At 41.6% G+C, this 22,422-nt stretch carries 28 protein-coding genes, 2 tRNA genes and 1 pseudogene; 29 read left to right on the top strand and 2 right to left on the bottom strand.

Annotated features, from left to right (window positions below):
• Positions 1 to 21 precede the first annotated feature (21 nt).
• From ACUALS_RS19630 to rplT, 5 genes are all read left to right on the top strand, one after another.
• Complete coding sequence (locus tag ACUALS_RS19630) at positions 22 to 1,518, top strand: NAD(P)H-hydrate dehydratase (RefSeq protein WP_454449468.1); 1,497 nt, start codon at positions 22 to 24, stop codon at positions 1,516 to 1,518.
• Between the two features lie 208 nt (positions 1,519 to 1,726).
• Complete coding sequence (gene thrS / locus ACUALS_RS19625) at positions 1,727 to 3,655, top strand: threonine--tRNA ligase (RefSeq protein ID WP_322414260.1); 1,929 nt, start codon at positions 1,727 to 1,729, stop codon at positions 3,653 to 3,655.
• 3 nt (positions 3,656 to 3,658) lie between these two features.
• The gene (infC, locus tag ACUALS_RS19620) at positions 3,659 to 4,210 is read left to right on the top strand and encodes a translation initiation factor IF-3 (RefSeq protein ID WP_454450052.1); all 552 of its coding nucleotides are present in this window, start codon (positions 3,659 to 3,661) and stop codon (positions 4,208 to 4,210) included.
• A gap of 106 nt (positions 4,211 to 4,316) precedes the next feature.
• Positions 4,317 to 4,511: a 50S ribosomal protein L35 gene (rpmI, locus tag ACUALS_RS19615; protein ID WP_004411425.1), complete on the top strand. Its 195-nt coding sequence runs from the start codon at positions 4,317 to 4,319 to the stop codon at positions 4,509 to 4,511.
• Between the two features lie 41 nt (positions 4,512 to 4,552).
• Entirely contained in the window at positions 4,553 to 4,906 is a 354-nt protein-coding gene (gene rplT, locus ACUALS_RS19610; RefSeq protein WP_004401084.1) for a 50S ribosomal protein L20, read from the top strand.
• A 65-nt stretch (positions 4,907 to 4,971) separates the two neighbouring features.
• Here the strand turns inward: rplT and ACUALS_RS19605 are convergent, their stop codons facing one another.
• Positions 4,972 to 5,934: an integron integrase gene (locus ACUALS_RS19605; protein WP_454449467.1), complete on the bottom strand. Its 963-nt coding sequence runs from the start codon at positions 5,932 to 5,934 to the stop codon at positions 4,972 to 4,974.
• A gap of 251 nt (positions 5,935 to 6,185) precedes the next feature.
• Here ACUALS_RS19605 and ACUALS_RS19600 point away from each other — a divergent pair, with 251 nt between their 5' ends.
• From ACUALS_RS19600 to ACUALS_RS19550, 11 genes are all read left to right on the top strand, one after another.
• A complete protein-coding gene (locus ACUALS_RS19600; RefSeq protein ID WP_045619987.1) occupies positions 6,186 to 6,809 on the top strand; it encodes a hypothetical protein in 624 nt (207 codons plus the stop codon).
• A gap of 185 nt (positions 6,810 to 6,994) precedes the next feature.
• Positions 6,995 to 7,083 (top strand) — tRNA-OTHER (locus ACUALS_RS19595).
• Positions 7,084 to 7,099: 16 nt separating this feature from the next.
• Positions 7,100 to 7,900 carry a hypothetical protein gene (locus ACUALS_RS19590; RefSeq protein WP_239912701.1) on the top strand — a complete coding sequence of 267 codons (801 nt, stop codon included), beginning with the start codon at positions 7,100 to 7,102 and terminating at the stop codon, positions 7,898 to 7,900.
• 677 nt (positions 7,901 to 8,577) lie between these two features.
• Complete coding sequence (locus ACUALS_RS19585) at positions 8,578 to 9,066, top strand: DUF523 domain-containing protein (protein WP_047104042.1); 489 nt, start codon at positions 8,578 to 8,580, stop codon at positions 9,064 to 9,066.
• 141 nt (positions 9,067 to 9,207) lie between these two features.
• Positions 9,208 to 9,747, top strand: a complete 540-nt coding sequence (locus tag ACUALS_RS19580; RefSeq protein ID WP_454449466.1) for a hypothetical protein — start codon at positions 9,208 to 9,210, stop codon at positions 9,745 to 9,747.
• Between the two features lie 146 nt (positions 9,748 to 9,893).
• The gene (locus tag ACUALS_RS19575; RefSeq protein ID WP_454449465.1) at positions 9,894 to 10,259 is read left to right on the top strand and encodes a hypothetical protein; all 366 of its coding nucleotides are present in this window, start codon (positions 9,894 to 9,896) and stop codon (positions 10,257 to 10,259) included.
• A gap of 150 nt (positions 10,260 to 10,409) precedes the next feature.
• A complete protein-coding gene (locus tag ACUALS_RS19570) occupies positions 10,410 to 11,375 on the top strand; it encodes a PIN domain-containing protein (RefSeq protein ID WP_454449464.1) in 966 nt (321 codons plus the stop codon).
• Between the two features lie 180 nt (positions 11,376 to 11,555).
• A tRNA-OTHER gene (locus ACUALS_RS19565) sits at positions 11,556 to 11,644 on the top strand.
• Positions 11,645 to 11,660: 16 nt separating this feature from the next.
• The gene (locus ACUALS_RS19560; protein ID WP_239912701.1) at positions 11,661 to 12,461 is read left to right on the top strand and encodes a hypothetical protein; all 801 of its coding nucleotides are present in this window, start codon (positions 11,661 to 11,663) and stop codon (positions 12,459 to 12,461) included.
• Positions 12,462 to 12,580: 119 nt separating this feature from the next.
• Positions 12,581 to 13,792 (top strand): DUF3644 domain-containing protein, encoded by a 1,212-nt coding sequence (locus ACUALS_RS19555; protein WP_446556672.1) that lies wholly within the window; start codon positions 12,581 to 12,583, stop codon positions 13,790 to 13,792.
• A gap of 135 nt (positions 13,793 to 13,927) precedes the next feature.
• Entirely contained in the window at positions 13,928 to 14,719 is a 792-nt protein-coding gene (locus tag ACUALS_RS19550; RefSeq protein ID WP_046268218.1) for a DUF4145 domain-containing protein, read from the top strand.
• A gap of 186 nt (positions 14,720 to 14,905) precedes the next feature.
• On the opposite strand, the gene ACUALS_RS19545 is transcribed toward ACUALS_RS19550, so the two are convergent.
• Positions 14,906 to 15,067: a hypothetical protein gene (locus tag ACUALS_RS19545; protein ID WP_454449454.1), complete on the bottom strand. Its 162-nt coding sequence runs from the start codon at positions 15,065 to 15,067 to the stop codon at positions 14,906 to 14,908.
• 337 nt (positions 15,068 to 15,404) lie between these two features.
• Between ACUALS_RS19545 and ACUALS_RS19540 the strand changes: the two genes are divergently transcribed.
• From ACUALS_RS19540 to ACUALS_RS19480, 13 genes and pseudogenes are all read left to right on the top strand, one after another.
• Positions 15,405 to 15,827 (top strand): HTH-like domain-containing protein, encoded by a 423-nt coding sequence (locus tag ACUALS_RS19540; RefSeq protein WP_079857209.1) that lies wholly within the window; start codon positions 15,405 to 15,407, stop codon positions 15,825 to 15,827.
• 134 nt (positions 15,828 to 15,961) lie between these two features.
• Positions 15,962 to 16,336: a hypothetical protein gene (locus ACUALS_RS19535; RefSeq protein WP_061895855.1), complete on the top strand. Its 375-nt coding sequence runs from the start codon at positions 15,962 to 15,964 to the stop codon at positions 16,334 to 16,336.
• Positions 16,337 to 16,540: 204 nt separating this feature from the next.
• Positions 16,541 to 16,822 carry a type II toxin-antitoxin system Phd/YefM family antitoxin gene (locus ACUALS_RS19530; RefSeq protein WP_000086647.1) on the top strand — a complete coding sequence of 94 codons (282 nt, stop codon included), beginning with the start codon at positions 16,541 to 16,543 and terminating at the stop codon, positions 16,820 to 16,822.
• Entirely contained in the window at positions 16,819 to 17,106 is a 288-nt protein-coding gene (locus ACUALS_RS19525; RefSeq protein WP_015296903.1) for a type II toxin-antitoxin system RelE/ParE family toxin, read from the top strand. The genes ACUALS_RS19530 and ACUALS_RS19525 overlap by 4 nt, the downstream gene beginning before the upstream one ends.
• A 149-nt stretch (positions 17,107 to 17,255) precedes the next feature.
• Positions 17,256 to 17,717: a GNAT family N-acetyltransferase gene (locus ACUALS_RS19520; protein WP_239912703.1), complete on the top strand. Its 462-nt coding sequence runs from the start codon at positions 17,256 to 17,258 to the stop codon at positions 17,715 to 17,717.
• 137 nt (positions 17,718 to 17,854) lie between these two features.
• The gene (locus tag ACUALS_RS19515; RefSeq protein ID WP_045384470.1) at positions 17,855 to 18,313 is read left to right on the top strand and encodes a hypothetical protein; all 459 of its coding nucleotides are present in this window, start codon (positions 17,855 to 17,857) and stop codon (positions 18,311 to 18,313) included.
• A 175-nt stretch (positions 18,314 to 18,488) separates the two neighbouring features.
• The gene (locus ACUALS_RS19510; RefSeq protein ID WP_010448889.1) at positions 18,489 to 18,839 is read left to right on the top strand and encodes a nucleotide pyrophosphohydrolase; all 351 of its coding nucleotides are present in this window, start codon (positions 18,489 to 18,491) and stop codon (positions 18,837 to 18,839) included.
• 133 nt (positions 18,840 to 18,972) lie between these two features.
• On the top strand, positions 18,973 to 19,287 hold the full coding sequence (locus ACUALS_RS19505) for a hypothetical protein (protein WP_454449463.1): 315 nt from the start codon (positions 18,973 to 18,975) through the stop codon (positions 19,285 to 19,287).
• 149 nt (positions 19,288 to 19,436) lie between these two features.
• A complete protein-coding gene (locus ACUALS_RS19500) occupies positions 19,437 to 19,931 on the top strand; it encodes a rod shape-determining protein MreB (protein WP_256913771.1) in 495 nt (164 codons plus the stop codon).
• 145 nt (positions 19,932 to 20,076) lie between these two features.
• A complete protein-coding gene (locus tag ACUALS_RS19495) occupies positions 20,077 to 20,664 on the top strand; it encodes a lysozyme inhibitor LprI family protein (protein ID WP_130239788.1) in 588 nt (195 codons plus the stop codon).
• 152 nt (positions 20,665 to 20,816) lie between these two features.
• A complete protein-coding gene (locus ACUALS_RS19490; RefSeq protein WP_042769886.1) occupies positions 20,817 to 21,164 on the top strand; it encodes a hypothetical protein in 348 nt (115 codons plus the stop codon).
• A 212-nt stretch (positions 21,165 to 21,376) separates the two neighbouring features.
• Positions 21,377 to 21,708: pseudogene (locus ACUALS_RS19485) on the top strand (type II toxin-antitoxin system RelE/ParE family toxin).
• Positions 21,695 to 22,009 carry a helix-turn-helix domain-containing protein gene (locus ACUALS_RS19480; RefSeq protein ID WP_454449462.1) on the top strand — a complete coding sequence of 105 codons (315 nt, stop codon included), beginning with the start codon at positions 21,695 to 21,697 and terminating at the stop codon, positions 22,007 to 22,009. The pseudogene ACUALS_RS19485 and the gene ACUALS_RS19480 overlap by 14 nt, the downstream one beginning before the upstream one ends.
• The last annotated feature ends 413 nt before the right edge of the window (positions 22,010 to 22,422 follow it).

The following is a 22,422-nucleotide window of genomic DNA, read 5'->3' as shown; positions in this document are numbered from 1 at the left end:
CCCTTTTCATGGATGCTTGTAATGACACTTCCTCTTTATCTCTATACCGCAGAGCAGGTTAAACGTGGCGAAGTAGTCGCGGCTCAGCAAGCTGGAATCGAGTTATATCAATTGATGCTACGTGCGGGTGAAGCGACCTTTGCGCTGTTGCAAGAGCAGTATCCCAAGGCTGAGCACATTACGGTGGTGTGCGGTGCTGGTAATAACGGCGGTGATGGCTTTGTGGTGGCGCGTTTGGCTAAGGAGGCGGGCCTTGACGTTGACCTCTTTCTCACAAGCGATGCCACCCGCTTGATGGGCGATGCCGCTCAAGCCTATCAGGCATGGTTAACTGCTGGTGGTAGGCTAACGTCTTTCGACAAATTTGAGACGAGCCTTCAGAGCTGTGACGTGATTGTTGATGGCATTTTGGGAACGGGTCTACAAGGAGACGTTCGGGCTAATTTGGTGTCTCTATTTCAAGTCATCAATCAAGCAAATAAACCAGTCGTCGCGATTGATCTCCCTTCAGGACTATGTGCAGATACTGGGAGAATACTTGGGGCTGCCATCTGTGCGAATCACACCATTTCGTTTATTGGATTGAAGCAAGGGCTCGTCACGGGAGACGCAAGGTCGGTGACAGGTCGACTTCACTTTGCTGGCTTAGAAGTCGAAGAGCAATTTATCGAACTCTACTCTCCATCGGCGCAGCTGCTTGATTACCACAGCGTAGCGGAGCTGTTGCCAACGCGATCCCCGGTGGCCCATAAAGGAGATCACGGACGTGTCACCTGTATTGGCGGTAACCTTGGCTATTCGGGCGCTATACGGCTTTGCGCTCAAGCCTTAGTGAGAAGCGGGGCAGGATTGACCAGTGCTTTGTGCCACTCAGCCTCGATTTTACCTCTCCAACTTGCGTGCCCAGAGGTTATGGCGCGAGATTGGGATGGGAGCAAGCGTATTCTCTTTGAGCGGCTAAAAAATCAAGATGTCGTTGCGATTGGCCCTGGTCTCGGCATAGACGATTGGGCCAAAACAGCGGTTCAATCCGTTAACCAGATCCAGATATCTAAGGTGGTTGATGCGGATGCCCTTAACCTTCTCGCGCAAAGTCCAAATCGTGATGGAAATCGAGTGATCACGCCTCATCCCGGAGAAGCAGCAAGATTGCTAGCTGTAAGTATCAACGATATCGAGAGTGATCGCTACGCTGCGGTGAAAGCGCTCCATCAGAGGTACGGTGGTGTGGTTGTGCTAAAAGGCGCGGGTACACTGATATTCGATGGTCAGACTGTTTTTGTTTGTGCCGCAGGCAATGCGGGTATGGCTTCTGGTGGTATGGGTGATGTATTAACGGGTGTCATAGCGGCGCTCATCGGACAAGGGCTATCTATCTCGCAAGCAGCTCGACTTGGGGTTCTCGTCCATAGCCAAGCCGCAGATGATTTGGTCTCGACCCACGGCCAGATTGGTCTGACTGCAAGTGATCTAGTTCCTCAGATCCGGCGACTCCTCAATGGTATCCACAAGTCTTAGTACTAAATCGCAAACGATGCTTTTTTGTGACTTCGATTGTTATTTTATCTGATTCCGTTACAATGCTCTTTCGCTCCTGAGTTGTGCATCCGTATTTGCATATAAAAGGAGCCGATTCTGGTCTTTAATCGTTTGAATTTGATATTAAAGACATAATTTGAATTGCATGTGTTGCTTGGTGTGCAACACCACTGTAAAGGATATTTTAATGCCTATTATTACCCTTCCTGACGGCAGTCAGCGTCAATTTGACAACCCTGTTTCTACTCTTGAAGTTGCTCAATCTATCGGTCCAGGTCTTGCGAAAGCAACCATCGCAGGTCGTGTAGACGGCGAGCGTGTTGATGCATGTGACCTTATCGCACAAGATGCAAGCCTTGAAATCATCACCGTAAAAGATGAAGTAGACGGTCTAGAAATCGTTCGTCACTCATGCGCTCACCTTCTTGGTCACGCAATTAAGCAGCTTTACCCTGAAGCGAAAATGGCGATTGGTCCAACCATCGACAACGGCTTCTACTACGATATCGACCTTGAGCAGTCTCTAACGCAAGAAGATCTTGAAAAGATTGAAAAGCGTATGAAAGAGCTTGCGAAGACCAAATACCAAGTTATCAAGAAAAAGGTTAGCTGGCAGGAAGCTCGCGATGCATTTGAAGCTCGCGGTGAAACGTACAAGATGGAAATCCTAGACGAAAACGTCTCTCGTGATGATCGTCCGGGCCTATACCATCATGAAGAATACCTAGATATGTGTCGTGGTCCACACGTACCGCATATGGGATTCTGTCAGCACTTCACTCTACTAAACGTAGCAGGTGCATACTGGCGTGGTAACAGCGACAACAAGATGCTGCAACGTATCTACGGTACGGCTTTCCATGATAAGAAAGCACTTAAAGCTCACCTAACTCGCCTTGAAGAAGCGGCGAAGCGTGACCACCGTAAGATTGGTAAGCAGCTAGACCTGTTCCACATGCAACAAGAAGCACCAGGTATGGTGTTCTGGCATCATAACGGTTGGTCTATCTTCCGCGATCTAGAAGTCTTTGTTCGTGAAAAACTGACGGAATACAACTACCAAGAAGTTAAAGGTCCTCTAATTATGGACCGCGTGCTTTGGGAACGTTCTGGTCACTGGGATAAATACGCAGATGCGATGTTTACAACCGCGTCTGAAAACCGTGATTACGCTCTGAAGCCAATGAACTGCCCTGGTCACGTTCAGATCTTTAACCAAGGTCTAAAATCGTACCGTGACTTACCGTTACGTATGGCTGAGTTCGGCTCATGTCACCGTAACGAGCCATCAGGTGCACTGCACGGCATCATGCGTGTACGTGGCTTTACTCAAGATGACGCTCATATTTTCTGTACAGAAAGTCAAATCCAAGAGGAAGTGACGGGCTGTATCAAGATGGTATACGATACGTACCAAACATTTGGTTTCGACAACATCGTAGTGAAACTATCGACTCGCCCTGAAAAGCGCGTTGGTTCTGATGAGATCTGGGATCAATCAGAAGAAGCGCTGAAGCACTCACTTGAAGCGATGGACATTCCATACGAGATTCAAGAAGGTGAGGGTGCGTTCTACGGTCCTAAGATTGAGTTCACTCTCTATGACTGTCTCGATCGTGCATGGCAATGTGGTACGGTTCAGCTAGATTTCAACTTGCCTGGTCGCTTAGGCGCATCTTACGTTGATGAAAACAATGAACGCCAAGTTCCTGTTATGATTCACCGTGCGATTCTAGGTTCACTTGAGCGTTTCATCGGTATTCTTATCGAAGAATACTTTGGCTTCTTCCCTACGTGGTTGTCGCCAGAGCAGGCTGTTATCATGAATATCACTGATAAACAGGCTGATTACGCACAAGAAGTTGCTCAAAAACTACAAAAAGTTGGAATTAGAGCAAAAGCGGACTTGAGAAATGAGAAGATAGGCTTTAAAATCCGCGAACATACTTTGAAGCGTGTACCATATATGCTTGTTTGTGGTGACCAAGAAATGGAAGCCGGTGAAATCGCAGTACGTACACGTAAAGGTAAAGACCTCGGTAAGTTTAAAGTGGATGATTTTATTTCTTACATCCAAGACGAGATCTCTACCCGTAAGCTCAATCTGGAGGAATAAACTATTAAAGGCGGAAGACGCGGCCAAATACCGGCCAAACAAAATGCTCATCGTTTAAACGGTGAAATTCGTGGCGTTCGTGAAGTTCGTTTAACTGGCGCTGATGGCGAATCAGTTGGCGTTGTTTCGATTCAAGAAGCAGTAGCCGCAGCTGAAGAAGCTGGTATGGATCTGGTAGAAATCAGTCCAAACGCTGAGCCACCAGTATGTCGTGTAATGGACTACGGTAAATTCCTCTTTGAGAAGAGCAAATCTGCTAAAGAGCAGAAGAAAAAGCAAAAGCAGGTTCAGATTAAGGAAGTAAAATTCCGTCCTGGAACTGATATTGGAGACTATCAGGTAAAACTACGCAACCTGACGCGTTTCCTTGAAGAAGGCAACAAAGTGAAGGTAACAATTCGCTTCCGTGGCCGAGAAATGGCACACCAAGACATCGGTGTTGACGTTCTAAATCGTCTTAAGGAAGACACTGTTGAAATCGCAGTAGTGGAATCTTTCCCTAAGAAGATCGAAGGTCGTCAGATGATCATGGTTCTTGCCCCTAAAAAGAAGTAATTAACGGCTTTGCAAGTAATAAAACTCAGCTGCCGTAAAGTGGCTGAGTTTTGTTCGCCCTAATTACTATTGTTTAATACAACTCAACAATGCGGAGTTATTCATCATGCCTAAGATGAAAACCAACAAAGGTGCTGCTAAGCGTTTCAAGAAAACTGCTGGTGGTATTAAGTTTAAGCACGCTACTAAACGTCACATCCTGACTAAGCGTACTACTAAGAACAAGCGTCAGCTTCGTCCAAATGCAATCCTTCCTAAGTGTGAAGTGGCTGCAGTTGCTCGTATGCTACCATACGCATAATTCTTTTTAGTTTATTAATCGTTTAGTTTAGGAGAAGCATAATGCCTCGCGTAAAACGTGGTGTACAAGCTCGTGCACGTCATAAGAAAGTTCTAAAACAAGCTAAAGGTTACTACGGTGCACGTTCACGTGTTTACCGCGTAGCTTTCCAAGCAGTTACTAAAGCTGGTCAATACGCTTACCGTGACCGTCGCAACAAGAAACGTCAATTCCGTCAACTATGGATTGCACGTATCAACGCTGCATCTCGTCAAAATGGTCTATCTTACAGCCGTTTCATCAACGGTCTTAAGAAAGCATCTATCGAGATCGACCGTAAGATCCTTGCTGACATCGCGGTATTCGACAAAGCTGCATTCGCAGTTCTAGTTGAAAAAGCGAAAGCTGCTCTTTAATTAGAGTCAGTTATTAGGATTAAGGAAAGGAGAGCCTAGGCTCTCCTTTTTTCTTATCTATTCAACTACAAGTTTGATAGTGGGCTTTTAACTCCTCCGCCTCCTCGCTCTATCACGTGAGTGTATATCTGCGTCGTCTTTACATCACTATGACCGAGCTGCTCTTGAACCGTTCTAATATCGGTGCCTGACTCGAGCAAATGTGTCGCAAAGCTATGCCTCAATGTATGGCATGTCACTGCCTTAGTTATTCCTGCTTCTTTGGCGGAACGCTTGACTGCTCTTTGTAGAGATGTTTCATTTATATGGTGCCTCTTAAGCTCTCCAGTATTTGGGTCAACTGATAGCTGGTGGGAGGGAAATAAAAAGTGCCAGTTAAAATCTAACTCTGCTTCAGGGTATTTTCTCTGCAACGACGGCCGTATGTGGACACCAGCATATCCAGGCGAATTGATATCCTTTTTGTAGTATCTTAACGCGATGCCCTGCTGTTCTTTTAGTAGTGAAATAGCTTCACTCGCTAGCGTCACAACGCGATTTTTTCCTCCTTTTCCTTGCCACACACGAAGTGCCTTATAATCATAATCTATGTCTTGAACTCTCAGGCGGACACACTCCATAACACGTAAACCTGAGCCATAAAGCAGCATAATGTGTAACTTATACCTAGGATCTATATGCATCAGAAAACGGCGCATTTCGTCTTTGGTTAGCACAACAAGCAATTTTCTATCCAACTGTGATTTCTGAAATTTCATTTCCACTGAAAGTGGGGTTCGAAAATATTCCCTATAAAGAAAGCTAATAGAGTTGAGTGCCAGAGCTTGTGTTTTGGCAGCTACTTTGCAGTCAACCGCTAAATGAGTTAGAAAAGCTTCCACATGGCTTTCATTCAATTTGGATGGATGAGCTTTGTCGTTAAATAAGATGAACTTTGTGATCCAGAGTAGATATGCTTGAATCGTTTTGGGAGCATAATGTCGAGCAATCATATGCTCTTTTACACTTAGTAAAAACTGGCTTTTCATTGGTAATTTTTTAGTTATTTAAACTGTATTTATATACAGTTATCTTTAATTTGGCAGGAATCAATAATTAGTTGACACTTTGCGGCCTAATTGGGATCTCGGATACGATCCCTACTCCAACAAGTTGATTATTTTCATAGGCTTATGTGATAGTATTTTGTTCTATTTAATTAGTGTCGAAATGCAAGAGTACTGGATTAGTTCGGCTTGTTGTTTGGTAGATAGCGTTATGAGCTTTAGGAAAATTGAAGATGACGGAATTAGAAAAATCTTTAGAAAGTTGGAAGACGATCACCGATGAGAATGCTCACTATGACTCAATAGGAGCATTGGCCGAAGCAACGGTTTCAACAAGTCCAATTATTGATAAGTTATCAACTTGGGCAGCTGCTGGCAGTGCAGCTGTTGCAGGGCTTTCAATAACTAACATCGATAAAATGGCGAATTTTTATGATCATTCCGAGCTAAAGGTTTTATTTTCATGTTTGGCTGCATCTCTCTTATTCGCGCTATTTCAAAAATACTTCGCAATGTTATGTTCGCTCAGTATTTCAAGCTCTACTGAAGTTCGTGCACGTTTAGCACCAGTAATTGATAACTTCGAACAGCACGCTAATAGTATCGAGGAGATGGCAGAAAAAAACGGATTAGCTATCAAACCTGAATTTGATCTAATGAAAAGTATTTCATCTTTTCAAGAGTTATACCCGTGGTACATTAAGTTAGTTTTAAATCGCCCAATGAATAAGGCAAAAGAAAATCGTAATTATCACCATAAACGAATGGTAGTCACTCATTTTTGGCAGGGTATGACTCTATTTGTTCAATATTTGATTTTGGTCGCTTTTGTTGGAATGTCCGCCGTATACATTTAGCACGCTCATAACAAACAATTTAAGAGTGATTCAGCACGCTTGGCATTTTTGGTTTGGGTTGAATTCAGTGATTACAGTGGTCAAATCGAGTGTCGTGGTCGCGTGCTTCACACCTTAATTGGGCGTTATGTATATCGTTTGCGTAAATCATTGACAACAGTGTAAAATTGCATATTATTCACTTCGGCACTATGGTCTAATGCGGAAAGACGGCGGTTACTAAAATTTCTAGTTAAACCCGACGACGTAGGTTCGATTCCTGCTGGTGCCACCATACCTCAAGATACCCCATGTCAATTGAAAGCAATCATTTAAAAGAGTTCTTAGACGATGTAGGTCATAGTGTTCATTGTATGAATACTATCGCAGTTGCGTTGTCGACAATAACAGAAGAAACGACAGCACCTTCAACTTTAAATATTTCTTGGAAACCCGGAAATGCAAAACAGTCATCAATGAACTCTAGGCGTTTTGCTGTAAAGTCTGCAATTGTCTATTCTGTTGAAAGTTTGTTTGAATACTTGTCTAAGGTTAGCAACTCTGAATTGTGGCTTAACGAAGACATGAATTTTAATGTTAAAAAAAATCCTACCGACTCTAAAGCGGACAGGGTCGTTCGATTTCTTGAAGCTACACCAGAAGTGGAGCCTGAATGGATCATTTTAGTTGAGCTTCTATGCCACTGGAGAAACAAAGTTGTTCATGCTAAAGCATCTAATGCGAAATTGTCGAAAGCATCGATACAACACTTAAAAGAGAATGCTCAAGCAATATTCGATAGTTACCATCACTTTGATGTTAATGAAGCTTTATCCAACTACGGCACGGGAAAGTTTACTTTAAAGGATGTATCTACGTTGATCACTATGGTAATCAAGAGCATCCGTGCTGTTGATAAAGTTTATGTTGAACAGGCTTCATCTTTACCAGCTAACGAGTTAATTGCTTATTTGTCTAAGGATGAACAATTCATTCAATTTATGAAGCTTGCTGATGAACATACAAAGGCAAGAAAAATAAAAACTTGGCTGGAGATGCACTTTGCATTTTTGGGAGAAAGCCGAATAAAAGAGATCATTGCAACACTCTGATATACATAACAAAGCATTTAAGAGTGATTCGCAACGCTTGGCGCTTTCGCTTCGCTCAATTATAGCCAAGCGTCGCTCACACCTTAATGCGGCGTTAGGCAACGGGCAGAAAAGTTCTTTGTTCTCATCTTCTTAGTTCTCTTTGAGCATTTGTTTTTCTAAGTCGGCAATTAAGCGTTATCGGCTCAAATTCTTGAATATCTCTAACCATAAAACATGCCAAAGTTCGTGGGTTGCCTCATTGGTTTTTAGTGCAGGTTGGCGGTGAGTTCCACTGGCTTAAAGTGTGGCAAAGGCAAGTCAATCGAGGCTTTCGCTCTTCCTTTACGTTTGCAGCTTTATGCTTCGTCTTCTCAAAAGCAACTTGATCGCTGAAAGTCTGTATCTCGTGGTTGTCGAAATATAGGCTGAAACATAGTGGCTTTTATGGTTCTTGAATCACAAAAAGTCAGTGGGTGCTTGGTTGCATATTTCGTTTCGGGTAATCTGCTTTCAAGACAACTTAAACACTGGTGGAAAACTTCGCCTAACAAGGCGTTTAAGGCGGATTCACAACGCTTGGCGATTTCAGTCCAAGTCAGTTTAAGTGTTTAAGGTACAATGGTTTAGGTTTGGTGGTTGGCGTTGTTCACCACTTAACGCGGCGTTAGCTATTTCTAGTATATAAAGGAGTTCCAGTGGTAAAAGTTCTCGTTAGTTCATGTCTGGTTGGAAACAACGTTAGATACAATGCGAGCTGTTTATCAGTCAAAGAGCCTGAGCTGCTATGGCTCAAGTCAAACGCAGAACTAGTGACCTTTTGCCCCGAAGTCTCAGCAGGTTTACCTATTCCTAGAGCACCTGCCGAAATCATTACTGGTAAAGGTGTTGATGTGCTTGATGGTTTGGCAAACGTTGTTGGAAATGATGGTATTGATGTTACTGAACAATTTGTAAGTGGGGCAGAGAACGCTTTGGAGCTTTGCAAAAAACAGCAAATAAAGTACGCGATACTCGCTGAAGGCAGCCCTTCCTGTGGCAGTTCAAAAATTTATGACGGTACATTCAACGGGATCAAAATCGATGGCTCAGGGGTAGCTACTGCATTGTTAGAGCGCAATGGAATTAAAGTCTTCAGTCAACATACGATAGCTAAGCTCCGAGAGGCGTTGGAAAAAAATAGCTAACAAACTGTTCAAGAGGGATTCGCAACGCGTGGCATTTTTACTATGCGTTGATTTTAGTGATTAAGGTGGTATGCAGCGGCTTCGGTATTGCGTTGCTCACCCCTTAACAGGGCGTTATGTTAACGAACGAAAGGAGTTCCAGTGGAAAAGAAACTTGAAGAAGCATTGAGAAATATCTGGCATGTAACGTCATTGGAAATGGGACAGAGTATTCTCAAGTATCAATCTATTTGGGGTACAGATCCAGATGGAGCGGCAAATTTTCATCCAAATCAGGTTTCATCAAATATTCCTGCTCAAGATAGTGAAATATCTATTGGTTTCAGGTGGGAGGGGGAGATAAAGCTTTTGGATCTTAATGATTGTGAGCTGACGGGATTAAAGTCAGGTGTAATGTATGTAGTTTTAACCGAGGGCTTTCACAATCCGACCTTCGATACAGTTAAAGTTTGGACATGCAAGATTCCAAGAGGTACGGAAAGCCATCTTAGCTGTATTGACGTGGTACCTTTTACTGATATGTTGAAAAATAGAAATTTTAAAAAGCAGTTTAGTAAGTTTCAAACTGAGTGCTTAAAAACATTCCCAGTGAAAGTACCAAGTAGCCAAGAAATTTCACAAATAGTTAAGACCATAAAGGAAACTCCGAAAAAATCGTTGTTACAGCGTCTGTTTGGTTAAATTAACATAACAAAGCATTTAAGAGTGATTCCCAACGCTTGGCATTTTTCATTCAATCGTTGGGTTTTGTGTTTACGGTGGTCTGGTTAAGTTTTGTTGCAGCGTTGCTCACACCTTAATGCGGCGTTATGTGTTCGGAGGAAATCATGGGAAGACGCTACAGGCGAAGATCAAACGGTTCTGCGATAGTAAGTGATTCAGTTTATATAGCGGCTAGGTTACCTTGGTGGGCTGCGATTTGTTTCGGGTTTATATCCTTCTTAACTTTCTACTTCGGCTTTCCTGCATTTCTTGAAAGTAAGGCATCAGAATTGAGTGGTAGTGCTGTTTCACAAGCTTTTGAGTCAATCTTCATGCGTCGAATTCACTGGTTTAAATGGCTTGGAATAGCTTGTGGTTTAGTCGGCGTGTTTTTTGGTATTCGTAACTATTCAGTATCGTCTTATGCAGGGTATGAAGAGCGTGGGTTAGTTGCGTTTATAGCTAAAATTGTCAGTAGAAACATCAACTAACACACATAACAAAGCATTTAAGACGGATTCCCAACGCTCGGCATTTTTGGTTTGCTTCAACTTCAGTGTTTACGGCACAATGCTTTAAGTTCAGTGGTCTGCGTTGCTCACCACTTAATGCGGCGTTAGGATTAATTAGAGGGTATTTTAGTGGAAAACTTGTTTATTGATACGAATGTTTATCTGTCTTTCTATCATCTTAGCAATGATGATCTTGAGGAAATTCATAAGCTTGCTGTTCTGATAAAAACGAAAAAGATTAAGTTATGGGTGACTCAGCAAGTAAAAGATGAATTCTACCGCAACAGAGAAGTTAAAATTCAAGATGCAATCAAGAAACTTAAAGATCATAAAATTAAAGGAGCATTTCCTCAGTTTTGTAAGGAATACGATGAGTATGAGCAGCTAAAGGAATTACAGAATACCTATGGAAAATTACACTCTAAACTGCTGAAATCTATAACCGAGGATGCTTTGGAACGTAAATTCAATGCTGACGAAAAAATCAAGGAACTATTCAAATTGTCAAAGTTTGTTGAGACTTCTGATGACATCCTATCCGATGCAAAGTTAAGGCTTTCGGTTGGGAATCCTCCGGGTAAAAATGGTTCACTAGGTGATGCTATAAATTGGGAAGCTATTTTATACGAAATACCCAAAGATGAAGACTTACACTTTGTAGCTGATGACAAAGATTATTATTCCGTATTAGATGAGAACCGTCCAAAAGACTTCTTGTTGTCTGAATGGAATGATTACAAGCGTTCAGATATTTTCTTTTATCGACGCTTATCTCAATTCTTCAAAGAACATTACCCTGAAATTAAATTGGCTAGTGAACTAGAGAAAGAAATAGAAATCAAAAACCTATCTCAAAGTGGCAACTTCTCACGAACTCATACTGTTATTAGTAAGTTAACTAAATTTGAGGGCTTTTCACAGACTCAAGTAAATCAGCTAATTGAAATTGCAATTGAAAATGATCAGGTCCGATGGATATTTGGTGATGATGACGTTTATGAGTTTTATACAGAGCTTGTCGATCGAAACATAGAATCAATTGACGAAGATTCTTTGGAAAAAATCCAAGAATTGATAGCACGCTACGCAGATTAATCCTAACAATCTGTTTAAGAGTGATTCGCAACGCTTGGCATTCTTACTATGCGTTGTCTTTAGTGTTTAAGGTGGTATGCGGTGGATTCAGTACTGTGTTGCTCACACCTTAACAGGGCGTTATGTATATCGTTTGCGTAAATCATTGACAACAGTGTAAAATTGCATATTATTCACTTCGGCACTATGGTCTAATGCGGAAAGACGGCGGTTACTAAAATTTCTAGTTAAACCCGACGACGTAGGTTCGATTCCTGCTGGTGCCACCATACCTCAAGATACCCCATGTCAATTGAAAGCAATCATTTAAAAGAGTTCTTAGACGATGTAGGTCATAGTGTTCATTGTATGAATACTATCGCAGTTGCGTTGTCGACAATAACAGAAGAAACGACAGCACCTTCAACTTTAAATATTTCTTGGAAACCCGGAAATGCAAAACAGTCATCAATGAACTCTAGGCGTTTTGCTGTAAAGTCTGCAATTGTCTATTCTGTTGAAAGTTTGTTTGAATACTTGTCTAAGGTTAGCAACTCTGAATTGTGGCTTAACGAAGACATGAATTTTAATGTTAAAAAAAATCCTACCGACTCTAAAGCGGACAGGGTCGTTCGATTTCTTGAAGCTACACCAGAAGTGGAGCCTGAATGGATCATTTTAGTTGAGCTTCTATGCCACTGGAGAAACAAAGTTGTTCATGCTAAAGCATCTAATGCGAAATTGTCGAAAGCATCGATACAACACTTAAAAGAGAATGCTCAAGCAATATTCGATAGTTACCATCACTTTGATGTTAATGAAGCTTTATCCAACTACGGCACGGGAAAGTTTACTTTAAAGGATGTATCTACGTTGATCACTATGGTAATCAAGAGCATCCGTGCTGTTGATAAAGTTTATGTTGAACAGGCTTCATCTTTACCAGCTAACGAGTTAATTGCTTATTTGTCTAAGGATGAACAATTCATTCAATTTATGAAGCTTGCTGATGAACATACAAAGGCAAGAAAAATAAAAACTTGGCTGGAGATGCACTTTGCATTTTTGGGAGAAAGCCGAATAAAAGAGATCATTGCAACACTCTGATATACATAACAAAGCATTTAAGAGTGATTCGCAACGCTTGGCGCTTTCGCTTCGCTCAATTATAGCCAAGCGTCGCTCACACCTTAATGCGGCGTTAGGCTTTTGGAGAAATAATCAACATGGTTAAAAAGGGTATGCTTCTTCAGCTATTGGATGAACTCCGAAAGCTTGAGGAAAAAGGTAGTGAGTTTACAGCTAAAGAAGTGGCGGAATCAGTCGGTTACAGTGTTAGCTCTGTAAACAAGTACTTCAACGAAAAGCTCAAGGGCGAGTACATCGTTAAAGTGAGTCGTTCTCTATGGAAATGCAGCGGTATTAATAAACTCTCTAATGACGAGTTTTTCAGGCTCATGTCCCAGAGTTTGAATACACAGTCCAAATCACCTGATGAAATTCTCTCGGATCAACTGATAAAAAGAAGTCATGATGCTTTTACGTTAGCGCTTGAAGTTTATAACCGTCCGACACTGGGGAACCGGGTTGAAGCATTTACCATTATGATGGTAAATGCATGGGAACTCATGCTTAAGTCGGAACTAGCTAAAAAAGACGGTGCGTCAAGTATTTTTAAAGAGGGTGATTTCAGCATTAGCATTCGTGAAGCTATGTGTAAGCTGATCGAGTCATCCGACAATGTGGCTAAAAACTTGGAAACGCTGATTGATCTTAGAGACCATGCGATTCATCTGCTAATTCCAGAGTTACAACCTCAATTATCTCGTTTGTTCCAAGCAACAGTACTGAATTATCAAAAACGCTATAAAGCGCTAATGGGCAATAGCCCATTAGCGGGTCAAAGCGTTGGTTTACTGAGTCTTATTGTCGATGGCTGTGAACCTGAAGTCGCAGTAATCAAAGAAACTTATGGTGAGTTAACTGCAACTCAAGTGAAAAGCTTTCTGGGCAAATTTACGGAAATGGCACGAGAATGTGACTCGGATGAATTTTCGATTTCCGTAGACTACAAGTTAGCGTTAACCAAAAAGTCTTCAGAGAGTGACTTATCTTTATCACTGAGTGATGGTGGCGAGAAAGCCATCATCATCCGCGAAACTAAAGATCCAGATGTTACCCACCCATACCATCAGAACACAGCAATCGCAGAAATTAATCTTCGACAGACACTCGTTAAAATTACAAGTTACTCTTTTCAAGCTGTTGTAAAGAAAAACAAAACTCAGAAAGCCAAGCGTTCTAACTATCATTATGAGCTAGATGGGCGTCACAGATACTCTGAGGCTTTCATTGAATGGTTTGTGAATAATCTTAACCAGAAAAATTGGCTGGACGGTGCATTAAAAAGTCACCGAAACCGTCGGAAAAAAGCCTAACAAACTGTTCAAGAGTGATTCGCAACGCATGGCATTTTTGCTATGCGTTGGTTTAAGTGATTAAGGTGGTATGCCGCGGCATCGGTATTGCGTTGCTCACACCTTAACAGGGCGTTATATTTTTAGGAGATATTGGTGTTTAAAAAAGAGTTTTGGTCTAAATTATCTGAGCTTCAACCGCTGGGTAATTACCCTGCATTACCTTGCCCATACTGTAACAGTTTAAACTTAGAGCCAGATGTAGAGAGTTTTAGTGCTAGGGGCTTGTCTGGACGTGCAGGGAAGGCATATGTCGAGAAATTCAGAGATAATGACTTACTAGATCTCGTGAAAGATGAAGATAATAATTTTTTAAAATTAGCGGCTACTTTCATCACGATTGCAAATGAGGCAGGTTATAGCCCTTACCAGTTCATTGCTTTCTTTAAGTGCAAAATGTGTAATGAAAGTGTGTCCGCCACTGGATTTGCTAAAATCCCAAACGATAAAACTAATCGAATACGCCAAATCAAGGTAGAAAGCTTTAATCCTCCAGTTTCTCTATTCCCACTGAACAGTACTACCCCTAATTCTGTAAACGAAGAATTGTTAAGCTCTTTTAACCACTATTTCTCGGACACTTGTTCGGCTGGAAGTAGGTTAAGAAGAGCCATTGAAAAATTATGCGCTGAACTAGGCTTTTCTCAAGGGAATCTACATAGAAGAATTCAAAGTATGGCTAAAGAGTTTCCTCAAGAAGCTCGTTGGTTAGAATCACTTAAACTTGTTGGTAATGAGGCAACTCATGCCGACCGTGTGTCAGAAGACGACTTGTTAGACTCATACAAAGTATTTGAAGTCGTATTAGATATTTTTAGACGCAAGCAGTTAGACCCAGAAATTGATAGCACAGTACTCAAGCTGGAAAACAAGTACAAAAAAATATAACAAAGCATTTAAGAGTGATTCGCAACGCTTGGCAGTTTCGCTTCGCTCAAGTATAGCCAAGCGTCGCTCACACCTTAATGCCGCGTTATGTTTACTTGTATTTCAAAGGCTTAAATACCTTAGGCTCTAGTTCTTTGTCCCTTTGGCAATCGTCCCTAGTAGACTCAGCAAATCCGCATTGTCGGTCTAAGTTCTTGAATCTCTCAGCCCGTAAAACATGCCAATGTTCGCGGGTTGCTTCATTGTCAGGTCGTGGCGGTCGGCTTCTTGTTTAACTGGCTCTAAGTCGCTTTCAGGTTCATTATCAAGCAGCATTTCAGCTTGGCAGTTGCCTCGGCAATTCAACATTGTTTTGCGCTTTGGTCGGAAATACAGGGCGTTTGTGGGTGCTTAGTCGGGTTGCCTCATTGGGCAGGGAAGTGGAATTACTCGTTTCTGGTTGGTCGCCTTTGGTGGCCAAGTCGGTTCTTGTCTTGTGGTTCGGTTCAGAAAACTAGTTAGAAATAGCAGTTCTTTCTCAATTAAGTCAGTAACTTGTGGTAAAACATAACAAACTGTTCAAGAGGGATTCGCAACGCGTGGCATTTTCACTATGCGTTGGTTTTAGTGTTTAAGGTGGTATGCGGCGGCTTTGGTATTGCGTTGCTCACCCCTTAACAGAGCGTTATGTACTTTGGAGGAAAAAGTGGAAATTTGCTCAAACGAGAAATGTGGGAAAGCATTTAAAGTTTTTGTCTCTGGCGCAGGCTTTGTTGGTGGTGAAGAGCTAGAAGATATCGACTGTCCTTACTGCAAACAAACAGTTCGTCGCGAAAGAACAAGCGGAACTTATCTTGAATCTAAGCTGGATGTGCATAAAGCTCTCAACGATTCGAGCTCAATCCAAGATTTTGCGGAGGTTTTGCGTGCAATGTATCAGGATGCTCCCCGCGGTGAGCAGGTGTTAATGATTCATCTGTTTGGTATTAAATTTGGTGAAATAATCCGAACAAAAAACATAAGTATCAGTACATTAGTCAACGAAGCTAGAATGAGCACAAACTATGTAACTGAGCTAAATAAAGGCATTGGTTTGGCTAAATATGTGCAACTAAAAGAACGTACATAACAAACTGTTCAAGAGGGATTCGCAACGCGTGGCATTTTTACTATGCGTTGGTTTTAGTGTTTAAGATGGTATGCGGCAACATCGGTATTGCGTTGCTCACCCCTTAACAGGGCGTTATAACTCAAGGGGAAATTGTGAAACTGAAGAATATCAAAGGTGTGGCTAAGAACTTCACCTTATCATTTTTTAGTGGCGAAAATTACATCGATGGTGGGTTTGTCCGTGATGATATCTTCAAATTAGCTAATCTTAAAGCGGGTGATTTAGTGAGAATTAGTTGGATTCCAACTAAAGATGAAGAGCTGTTTAAGCTAACGCCTAGAGTACGTAAGACGGTTCTCGCTTATCGCAAATGGCTACCTAAGTTGTGCGAATCTCACAGTTTACCTATCGAATGCTTCGAAGAATTTTATATATCGGCTTATCGTGCTGATAACCATCAGGTGTACGTCGAAGCGGTAGTTGTGGATCTAAATGGAAAAATCTATCAACTGCCAATTTGGGTTTGAGTTATAACAAACTGTTCAAGAGTGATTCGCAACGCGTGGCATTTTTACTATGCGTTGGTTTTAGTGTTTAAGGCGGTATGCGGCGGCTTCGGTATTGCGTTGCTCACACCTTAACAGGGCGTTATAACACAGAATCAACTTCTTGCTCAAAAGGATTAGTTGAACTATTATTTGTACGTTATTCTGTACTAGTGGGAGTTCAATATGAGTCGTATTCATTTCGATCAAGATATTCAGCCTTTATCTGAGTTTCGTGCCGGTGTAGCTTCATACATCAAACAAATCAATGAGACTCGTCGTCCATTGGTTATTACGCAACGTGGCAAAGGTGTTGCTGTTGTTCTCGATGTTGCTGAGTATGAAGCAATGCAAGAGAAAATCGAATTACTGGAAGAAATGCGCACAGCAGAAGCTCAGTTAGCTTCTGGTCTCGGTGTTTCCAATGATGATGCGCGTGCTCAAGTACTTGGGCGCATTAAGAAATGAAAGTAGTCTGGTCTCCATTAGCACTTCAGAAACTAGGTGATGCAGCGGAGTTTATTTCTTTGGATAATCCACCTGCGGCAGAGAAGTGGGTAAACGAAGTTTTTGATAAAACTGAACTCCTTGGAAGTATGCCTGAAATGGGGCGGTTTGTTCCTGAAATGCCCCATACGAATTATCGTGAAATCATCTTTGGTCACTATCGTATTATCTACAGTTTAAGTCACGAAATTCGCGTACTAACAGTTCGTAATTGTCGTCAAATTTTATCGGAAGATGACGTGTAAAACTGTGTTATAACAAACTGTTTAAGAGTGATTCGCAACGCGTGGCATTTTTGCTATGCGTTGCTTTTAGTGTTTAAGGTGGCATGCGGAAGCATCGGCATTGCGTTGCTCACACCTTAACAGGGCGTTATACCGCAAAGGAGAAATCAATGATAAAGCAAATAAGCGGCACAGATCAGTCGCTCTTATCTCTATCAAAAACAAGCTTCTCCGAGCTGCGAAAAATCTATCGCCCAACTTCCGAAGCTCAAAGAAACCAAGCTAGTTCAACAGATGAGTGGACTTGTTTGGGATACTATTTGGATCACCAGTTAGTGGGTCTTATAAAGGCAAAGTTGTCCGGCAACAAGCTTAATTTAAGTACACTTGCTGTCATGCCTGAATGTCGTAAAAGAGGAGTAGCTCGAAGCTTAATTTTAGAAGCAGAGCGTATGTTCTCAAATGCAGACTTGCTCTCAGTTTGGTGTGTTGAGCAAACTGGTAATGTAGAGATCTTTGAGGCTCTAGGTTTCAAGGTGGCGGAGCGTGTTGAGTCAGATATTTTTGAGTTAGCTGACAGCTCAAACGTTAAAGCAATAGAAGTTCGTCTGGAGCGGCAGGCAGCGGTATAACAAAGCGTTTAAGAGTGATTCTCAACGCTTGGCATTTTTAGTTTGAATCAACTTTAGTGTTTACGGCACAATGGTTTAGGTTAGGTGGTAGCGTTGTTCACACCTTAACGCGGCGTTATGTGTAATAAAGAGGTTTTATGAAAAAGTTTTTTAAAGTTTTTGCGATACTAGTTGCTCTAACTGTTGTTTTAATTGGGGGGCTACTGTTTTGGGCTGCCTCTCAAACAAGTGAGGTCACTGCTGAAGCGACTCCATTTATTGAAGAAAGCGTGCCTTTAATTTCAACATGGGAAATATCGCAGTTTGAACATCTATTTAGTATTGAAGGGCGTTCAGCGTTAAATAGTGATGAAGGTCAAAAAGTAATAGAGTATCTATCTAAAATAGGTGGTTTAAAATCCTTCGACTCCCCAACTTTTGTCAAATCTAAATCTTCTGTTGCTACTAGTGGTGAAAGTAAAGAAATAGCGATATTTACAGTTGAAGCAAAATTTGAAAATGGTGCGGGTTTGTTTACGTTCGTTCTTTCTAAAGTAGACTCAGAATACAAAATTGACCGCATAAATCTGAATTCGAATGCATTTTTGGATTTATAGTCAAAATTACACATAACAAGGCGTTTAAGGCAGATTCCCAACGCTTGGCATTTTGCATTCTAAATTGGGTTAAGTGTTTAAGGTGCAATAGTTTAGGTTGGGTAGATGGCGTTGCTCACTACTTAACGCGGCGTTAGTGTTTACATGAAAATTTACACAAAAATAGGGTAGTTGTATGAGCAAGTCTGTCTATATTGCTGGTAGTTTCAAAAATCTAGAAAAGATGCTGGCTATACGAGAAACTTTGGTCAATGCAGGTATTGAAACTACTATCTCTGAGCCTCTTCAAGCTAATGGCATTGATGGTTGCTTGCAGCGCATTCGAGAAGCCGAAATTACCTACATTCTAAACTTTGGTGGATATGTCGGAAAAAGTGTAGCAATGGATATTGGTTATGCTTTAGGTCTCGGCAAACCAGTTTATGCTCTCGAACCTATTGAAGATCCAGGCATCACTCACTTGTTAACACGTGTTGTCACACCAGATGACGTCATTGCTGAGCTCAGTGGAAATAGTAAAAACTAACAAACTGTTTAAGAGTGATTCACAACGCGTGGCATTTTTACTATGCGTTAGTTTTAGTGTTTAAGGTGGTATGCGGGAGCTTCGGAATTGCGTTGCTCACACCTTAACAGGGCGTTATAAGGCTTGGAGAAATATGGAACTAAATTGTCTAATTGATTCGGAGTTACTCTCGCTTAATCAAAGTTTTGATGATACCTATATCGAAATGTTATTCCTTCTAGAGTCTGATCAGAAGGTCAAATTATTTGTCAGTAATAAGCAAGGTAAAGCGATAACTGTTCGTTTTAAGGGAATGCAGCTATCTGCTAAAAAGACGACTATAAATGACATTCCAACATTAGGTGAAGTTGAAGGAGCATCTTATTTGCAAGGCTCCCTTTCTTTAGAAGGTGACTTTGGATTAATTGAAGTTGATGGTCACGATATTGTCCTTGAGCCCGCCTTATAACAAAGCGTTTAAGACGGATTCACAACGCTCGGCATTTTCAGTTTGATTTAGCTTTAGTGTTTACGTCACAATGGTTTAGGTTTGGTGGATGGCGTTGTTCACCACTTAACGCGGCGTTAAGTGGCTAAGTGCAAACTATGGAGATTTTCGTGTTTGATTTAATAAATAAATTTTTACAGCAATCAGATTTGCTAATTGAATTGGGTAAGGACCAAATACAAATCAAATCATTTTCTTCAGATATCGTATTTCAAGATTCTCCCTATATTGCTGTAGAGACGACGGGTGAAGGTCAGACTATTAAGGCTATTGGCTCAAAAGCCAAACTCTTGTCCTCGAACAGTGTTGAAGTATCCAATCCATTTGAATCGATTGCATTGGAGCGAATTGATACTTATCGCGGGAAGCGAGTTATGGAGCTTTTCATTTTTGAAATGCATAAGTTGGCCAAATTTCGTCTTTCGCCACGTATAGTTGTACATCCTCAAGAACTATCAGGATGCATGTCTCAAGAGTTCGTAAAAACCCTTCTACAGTTGGTAACAGAAGTTGGTGCCAGAGATGTAGTTGTGTATGAAGGAAGTCGAATAGATCACCTTACTGAAAGTTTTAAGTCTGTCAAAAATAGGTGTAGCGCCACTTAACAAGGCGTTTAAGGCAGATTCCCAACGCTTGGCGTTTGGCATTCAAGGTTGGTTTTAGTGTTTACGGTGTAAGGTTTTAGGTAAGGTGGCTGGCGTTGCTCACTACTTAACGCGGCGTTAGGGCTCATAGGATGATTCGGTGTAAATGAATGAAATGATAGAAAAGTTGGGCTTCGTTTTACTAGGAGCTCTCATGACGGGCATTGGTTATCTTATAAAGCGAAAAATCGAATCAAAGCCTGAATTAGAAATTTTGGATAAGCATCAAAAAGTTCTAGATATACATAAAAAAATGAGTGAGCAAGGTTTAGATATCTCAGGCTTAAATCAGTTTGCTTCTATGCTCACAGAAAAAAGTAGTGCGGTGCAGAGTCATGTTTTAGATTTAAACACTAAATCGGTTTCTCATATGCAGACGAGTAGCACTGAGCATATTACTCAAACTGAAATGAACCAAATGGCTTCGGATAGTTATAATCGTTCATTAGTTAAAATGAACGAGGTTTACGCTCAATTAATGAGTAAGCTAGATAGTGACCGCACCGAAGCATACGGGTCTGCACAGGTAAAGTGGAACGAGTATATCGAAGCCCATGCGAGATCAGTAGCTGATATGTACAAAGGGGGCTCTATATACCCATTGATATATTACTCGGAACTCGAAACTTTAGTTTTTGAACGAACTGCTCGCTTGCAGAGTGAGCTAGACGAACTAGTATCGCTGGGTAACTGAGCCCTAACAAACTGTTTAAGAGTGATTCGCAACGCGTGGCATTTTTACTATGCGTTGCGTTTGGTGTTTAAGGTGGTATGCGGCGGCATCGGTATTGCGTTGCTCACACCTTAACAGGGCGTTATGCATCTTCATGAGATCAGGAGAAAGAGTTGATAGAAATCGAATTCAACATCTATTTGGCGAGCAAAAAGGAGCGGGCTCACTTACTAAAAAACATTCGCCTCGCCGCCGTTCCAAGAGTTGGCGAATCTGTTAAATTCAGTAATCGTGTTGTAGGCGATTACTTCTCATGGACAGTAAATCAGGTGACTTATCGTGAAAATGGTGTAATCGAAGTCACAACAGATTTACTCGACAATATAAATTGTCGAATGTATTCATTTGAAGAGCACGATGAATTTTTAGAATATTATCACTCTTACCTGAACGAGGGTTGGATTTCACCTAATGGCGTTAAAGTTAATAGCCAATACCTAAATCGTAAAAAAGAAGCATAACAAGGCGTTTAAGGCAGATTCCCAACGCTTGGCGTTTTGCATTCAAAGTTGGGTTAAGTGTTTACGGTGCAAAGGTTTAGGTTAGGTGGTTGGCGTTGCTCACTACTTAACGCGGCGTTATAGCTCAGGTCAGATTTACAGTTCCAATAATTATGGCTACGTTAATCACGTATAGTTTTGCCATCTGTACGTTACTTGCGTATACTCTGCGTATGAAAAGTGTATTTGTCGAATCAACCATATTTGAAAGTACCGTAATGAATATCTCAGCGATGATGAGTTTAGGCTTTTTCAAGCAGAGTTAATGTCTAACCCGAAGCAGGGTGACGTGATTCAAGGTACAGGTGGTTTGCGAAAGATTCGAGTTGCAAGTAAAGGTAAGGGCAAGCGTGGTGGCTCTCGCGTTATCTATTACTTCCTCGATGAAAAGCGTCGTTTCTACTTGCTGACGATTTACGGCAAGAATGAAATGTCCGACTTAACCGCAGACCAAAAGAAACAACTAAAGGCTTTTATGGAGGCGTGGCGTAATGAGCAATCGTGATTTGTTTGCAGAGTTAAGTTCAGCACTTGTTGAGGCTAAAGAGCATTCAGAGGGCAAGCTTACCCTTAAAACTCATCAAGTTGACGACATCAGTGAGTTAAATATCTCACCTGATGAAATCGTGAGTATTCGAGAGCAATTTAATATGTCTCGTGGTGTGTTTGCTCGTTTGTTGCACACATCATCTCGTACGTTAGAAAACTGGGAGCAAGGGCGTAGCGCACCAAATGGACAAGCAGTAACCCTTCTAAAGTTGGTTCAGCGTCATCCAGAAACCCTGTCGCACATCGCTGAGCTATAACAAAGCATTTAAGAGTGATTCGCAACGCTTGGCAGTTTCGCTTCGCTCAAGTATAGCCAAGCGCCGCTCACACCTTAATGCAGCGTTAGGCGACGGGCAGGAAAGTTCTTTATTCTCATCTTCTTAGTTCCCTTTGGTAATTCGTTTTTCCTAGTCGGCAATTCTGCATTGCCTGCTAAAATTCTTGAATCTCTCTGGCCGTAAAACATGCCAAGGTTCGCGGGTTGCCTCATTGGTTTTCACAGTCGGTTGGTTGTGAATCTTGCGGGCTTAAAGTATGGAAAGGACAAGTTAATCGAGGCTTTCGTTCTCGCTTTAAGTTTGCAGCTTTACGTCTCGCTTCCTCAAAAGCGACTTGAGCGCTGAAAGTTTGTATTTCGTGGTTGTCGAAATTTCGGCTGAAACATAGTGGC

The sequence above is a fragment of the Vibrio sp. NH-7 genome (genome assembly GCF_053643215.1).
The sequence above is the reverse complement of the archived record's forward strand: the minus strand, read 5'-3'. Positions and strand labels throughout refer to the sequence as shown.

Coding starts and splice junctions, on each gene's coding strand:
- ACUALS_RS19630 (WP_454449468.1), top strand. CDS start 22: ATGACACTTCCTCTTTATCTCTATACCGCAGAGCAGGTTAAACGTGGC.
- thrS (WP_322414260.1), top strand. CDS start 1,727: ATGCCTATTATTACCCTTCCTGACGGCAGTCAGCGTCAATTTGACAAC.
- rpmI (WP_004411425.1), top strand. CDS start 4,317: ATGCCTAAGATGAAAACCAACAAAGGTGCTGCTAAGCGTTTCAAGAAA.
- rplT (WP_004401084.1), top strand. CDS start 4,553: ATGCCTCGCGTAAAACGTGGTGTACAAGCTCGTGCACGTCATAAGAAA.
- ACUALS_RS19605 (WP_454449467.1), bottom strand. CDS start 5,934: ATGAAAAGCCAGTTTTTACTAAGTGTAAAAGAGCATATGATTGCTCGA.
- ACUALS_RS19600 (WP_045619987.1), top strand. CDS start 6,186: ATGACGGAATTAGAAAAATCTTTAGAAAGTTGGAAGACGATCACCGAT.
- ACUALS_RS19590 (WP_239912701.1), top strand. CDS start 7,100: ATGTCAATTGAAAGCAATCATTTAAAAGAGTTCTTAGACGATGTAGGT.
- ACUALS_RS19575 (WP_454449465.1), top strand. CDS start 9,894: ATGGGAAGACGCTACAGGCGAAGATCAAACGGTTCTGCGATAGTAAGT.
- ACUALS_RS19560 (WP_239912701.1), top strand. CDS start 11,661: ATGTCAATTGAAAGCAATCATTTAAAAGAGTTCTTAGACGATGTAGGT.
- ACUALS_RS19555 (WP_446556672.1), top strand. CDS start 12,581: ATGGTTAAAAAGGGTATGCTTCTTCAGCTATTGGATGAACTCCGAAAG.
- ACUALS_RS19545 (WP_454449454.1), bottom strand. CDS start 15,067: ATGTTGAATTGCCGAGGCAACTGCCAAGCTGAAATGCTGCTTGATAAT.
- ACUALS_RS19530 (WP_000086647.1), top strand. CDS start 16,541: ATGAGTCGTATTCATTTCGATCAAGATATTCAGCCTTTATCTGAGTTT.
- ACUALS_RS19525 (WP_015296903.1), top strand. CDS start 16,819: ATGAAAGTAGTCTGGTCTCCATTAGCACTTCAGAAACTAGGTGATGCA.
- ACUALS_RS19520 (WP_239912703.1), top strand. CDS start 17,256: ATGATAAAGCAAATAAGCGGCACAGATCAGTCGCTCTTATCTCTATCA.
- ACUALS_RS19515 (WP_045384470.1), top strand. CDS start 17,855: ATGAAAAAGTTTTTTAAAGTTTTTGCGATACTAGTTGCTCTAACTGTT.
- ACUALS_RS19510 (WP_010448889.1), top strand. CDS start 18,489: ATGAGCAAGTCTGTCTATATTGCTGGTAGTTTCAAAAATCTAGAAAAG.
- ACUALS_RS19505 (WP_454449463.1), top strand. CDS start 18,973: ATGGAACTAAATTGTCTAATTGATTCGGAGTTACTCTCGCTTAATCAA.
- ACUALS_RS19495 (WP_130239788.1), top strand. CDS start 20,077: ATGAATGAAATGATAGAAAAGTTGGGCTTCGTTTTACTAGGAGCTCTC.
- ACUALS_RS19480 (WP_454449462.1), top strand. CDS start 21,695: ATGAGCAATCGTGATTTGTTTGCAGAGTTAAGTTCAGCACTTGTTGAG.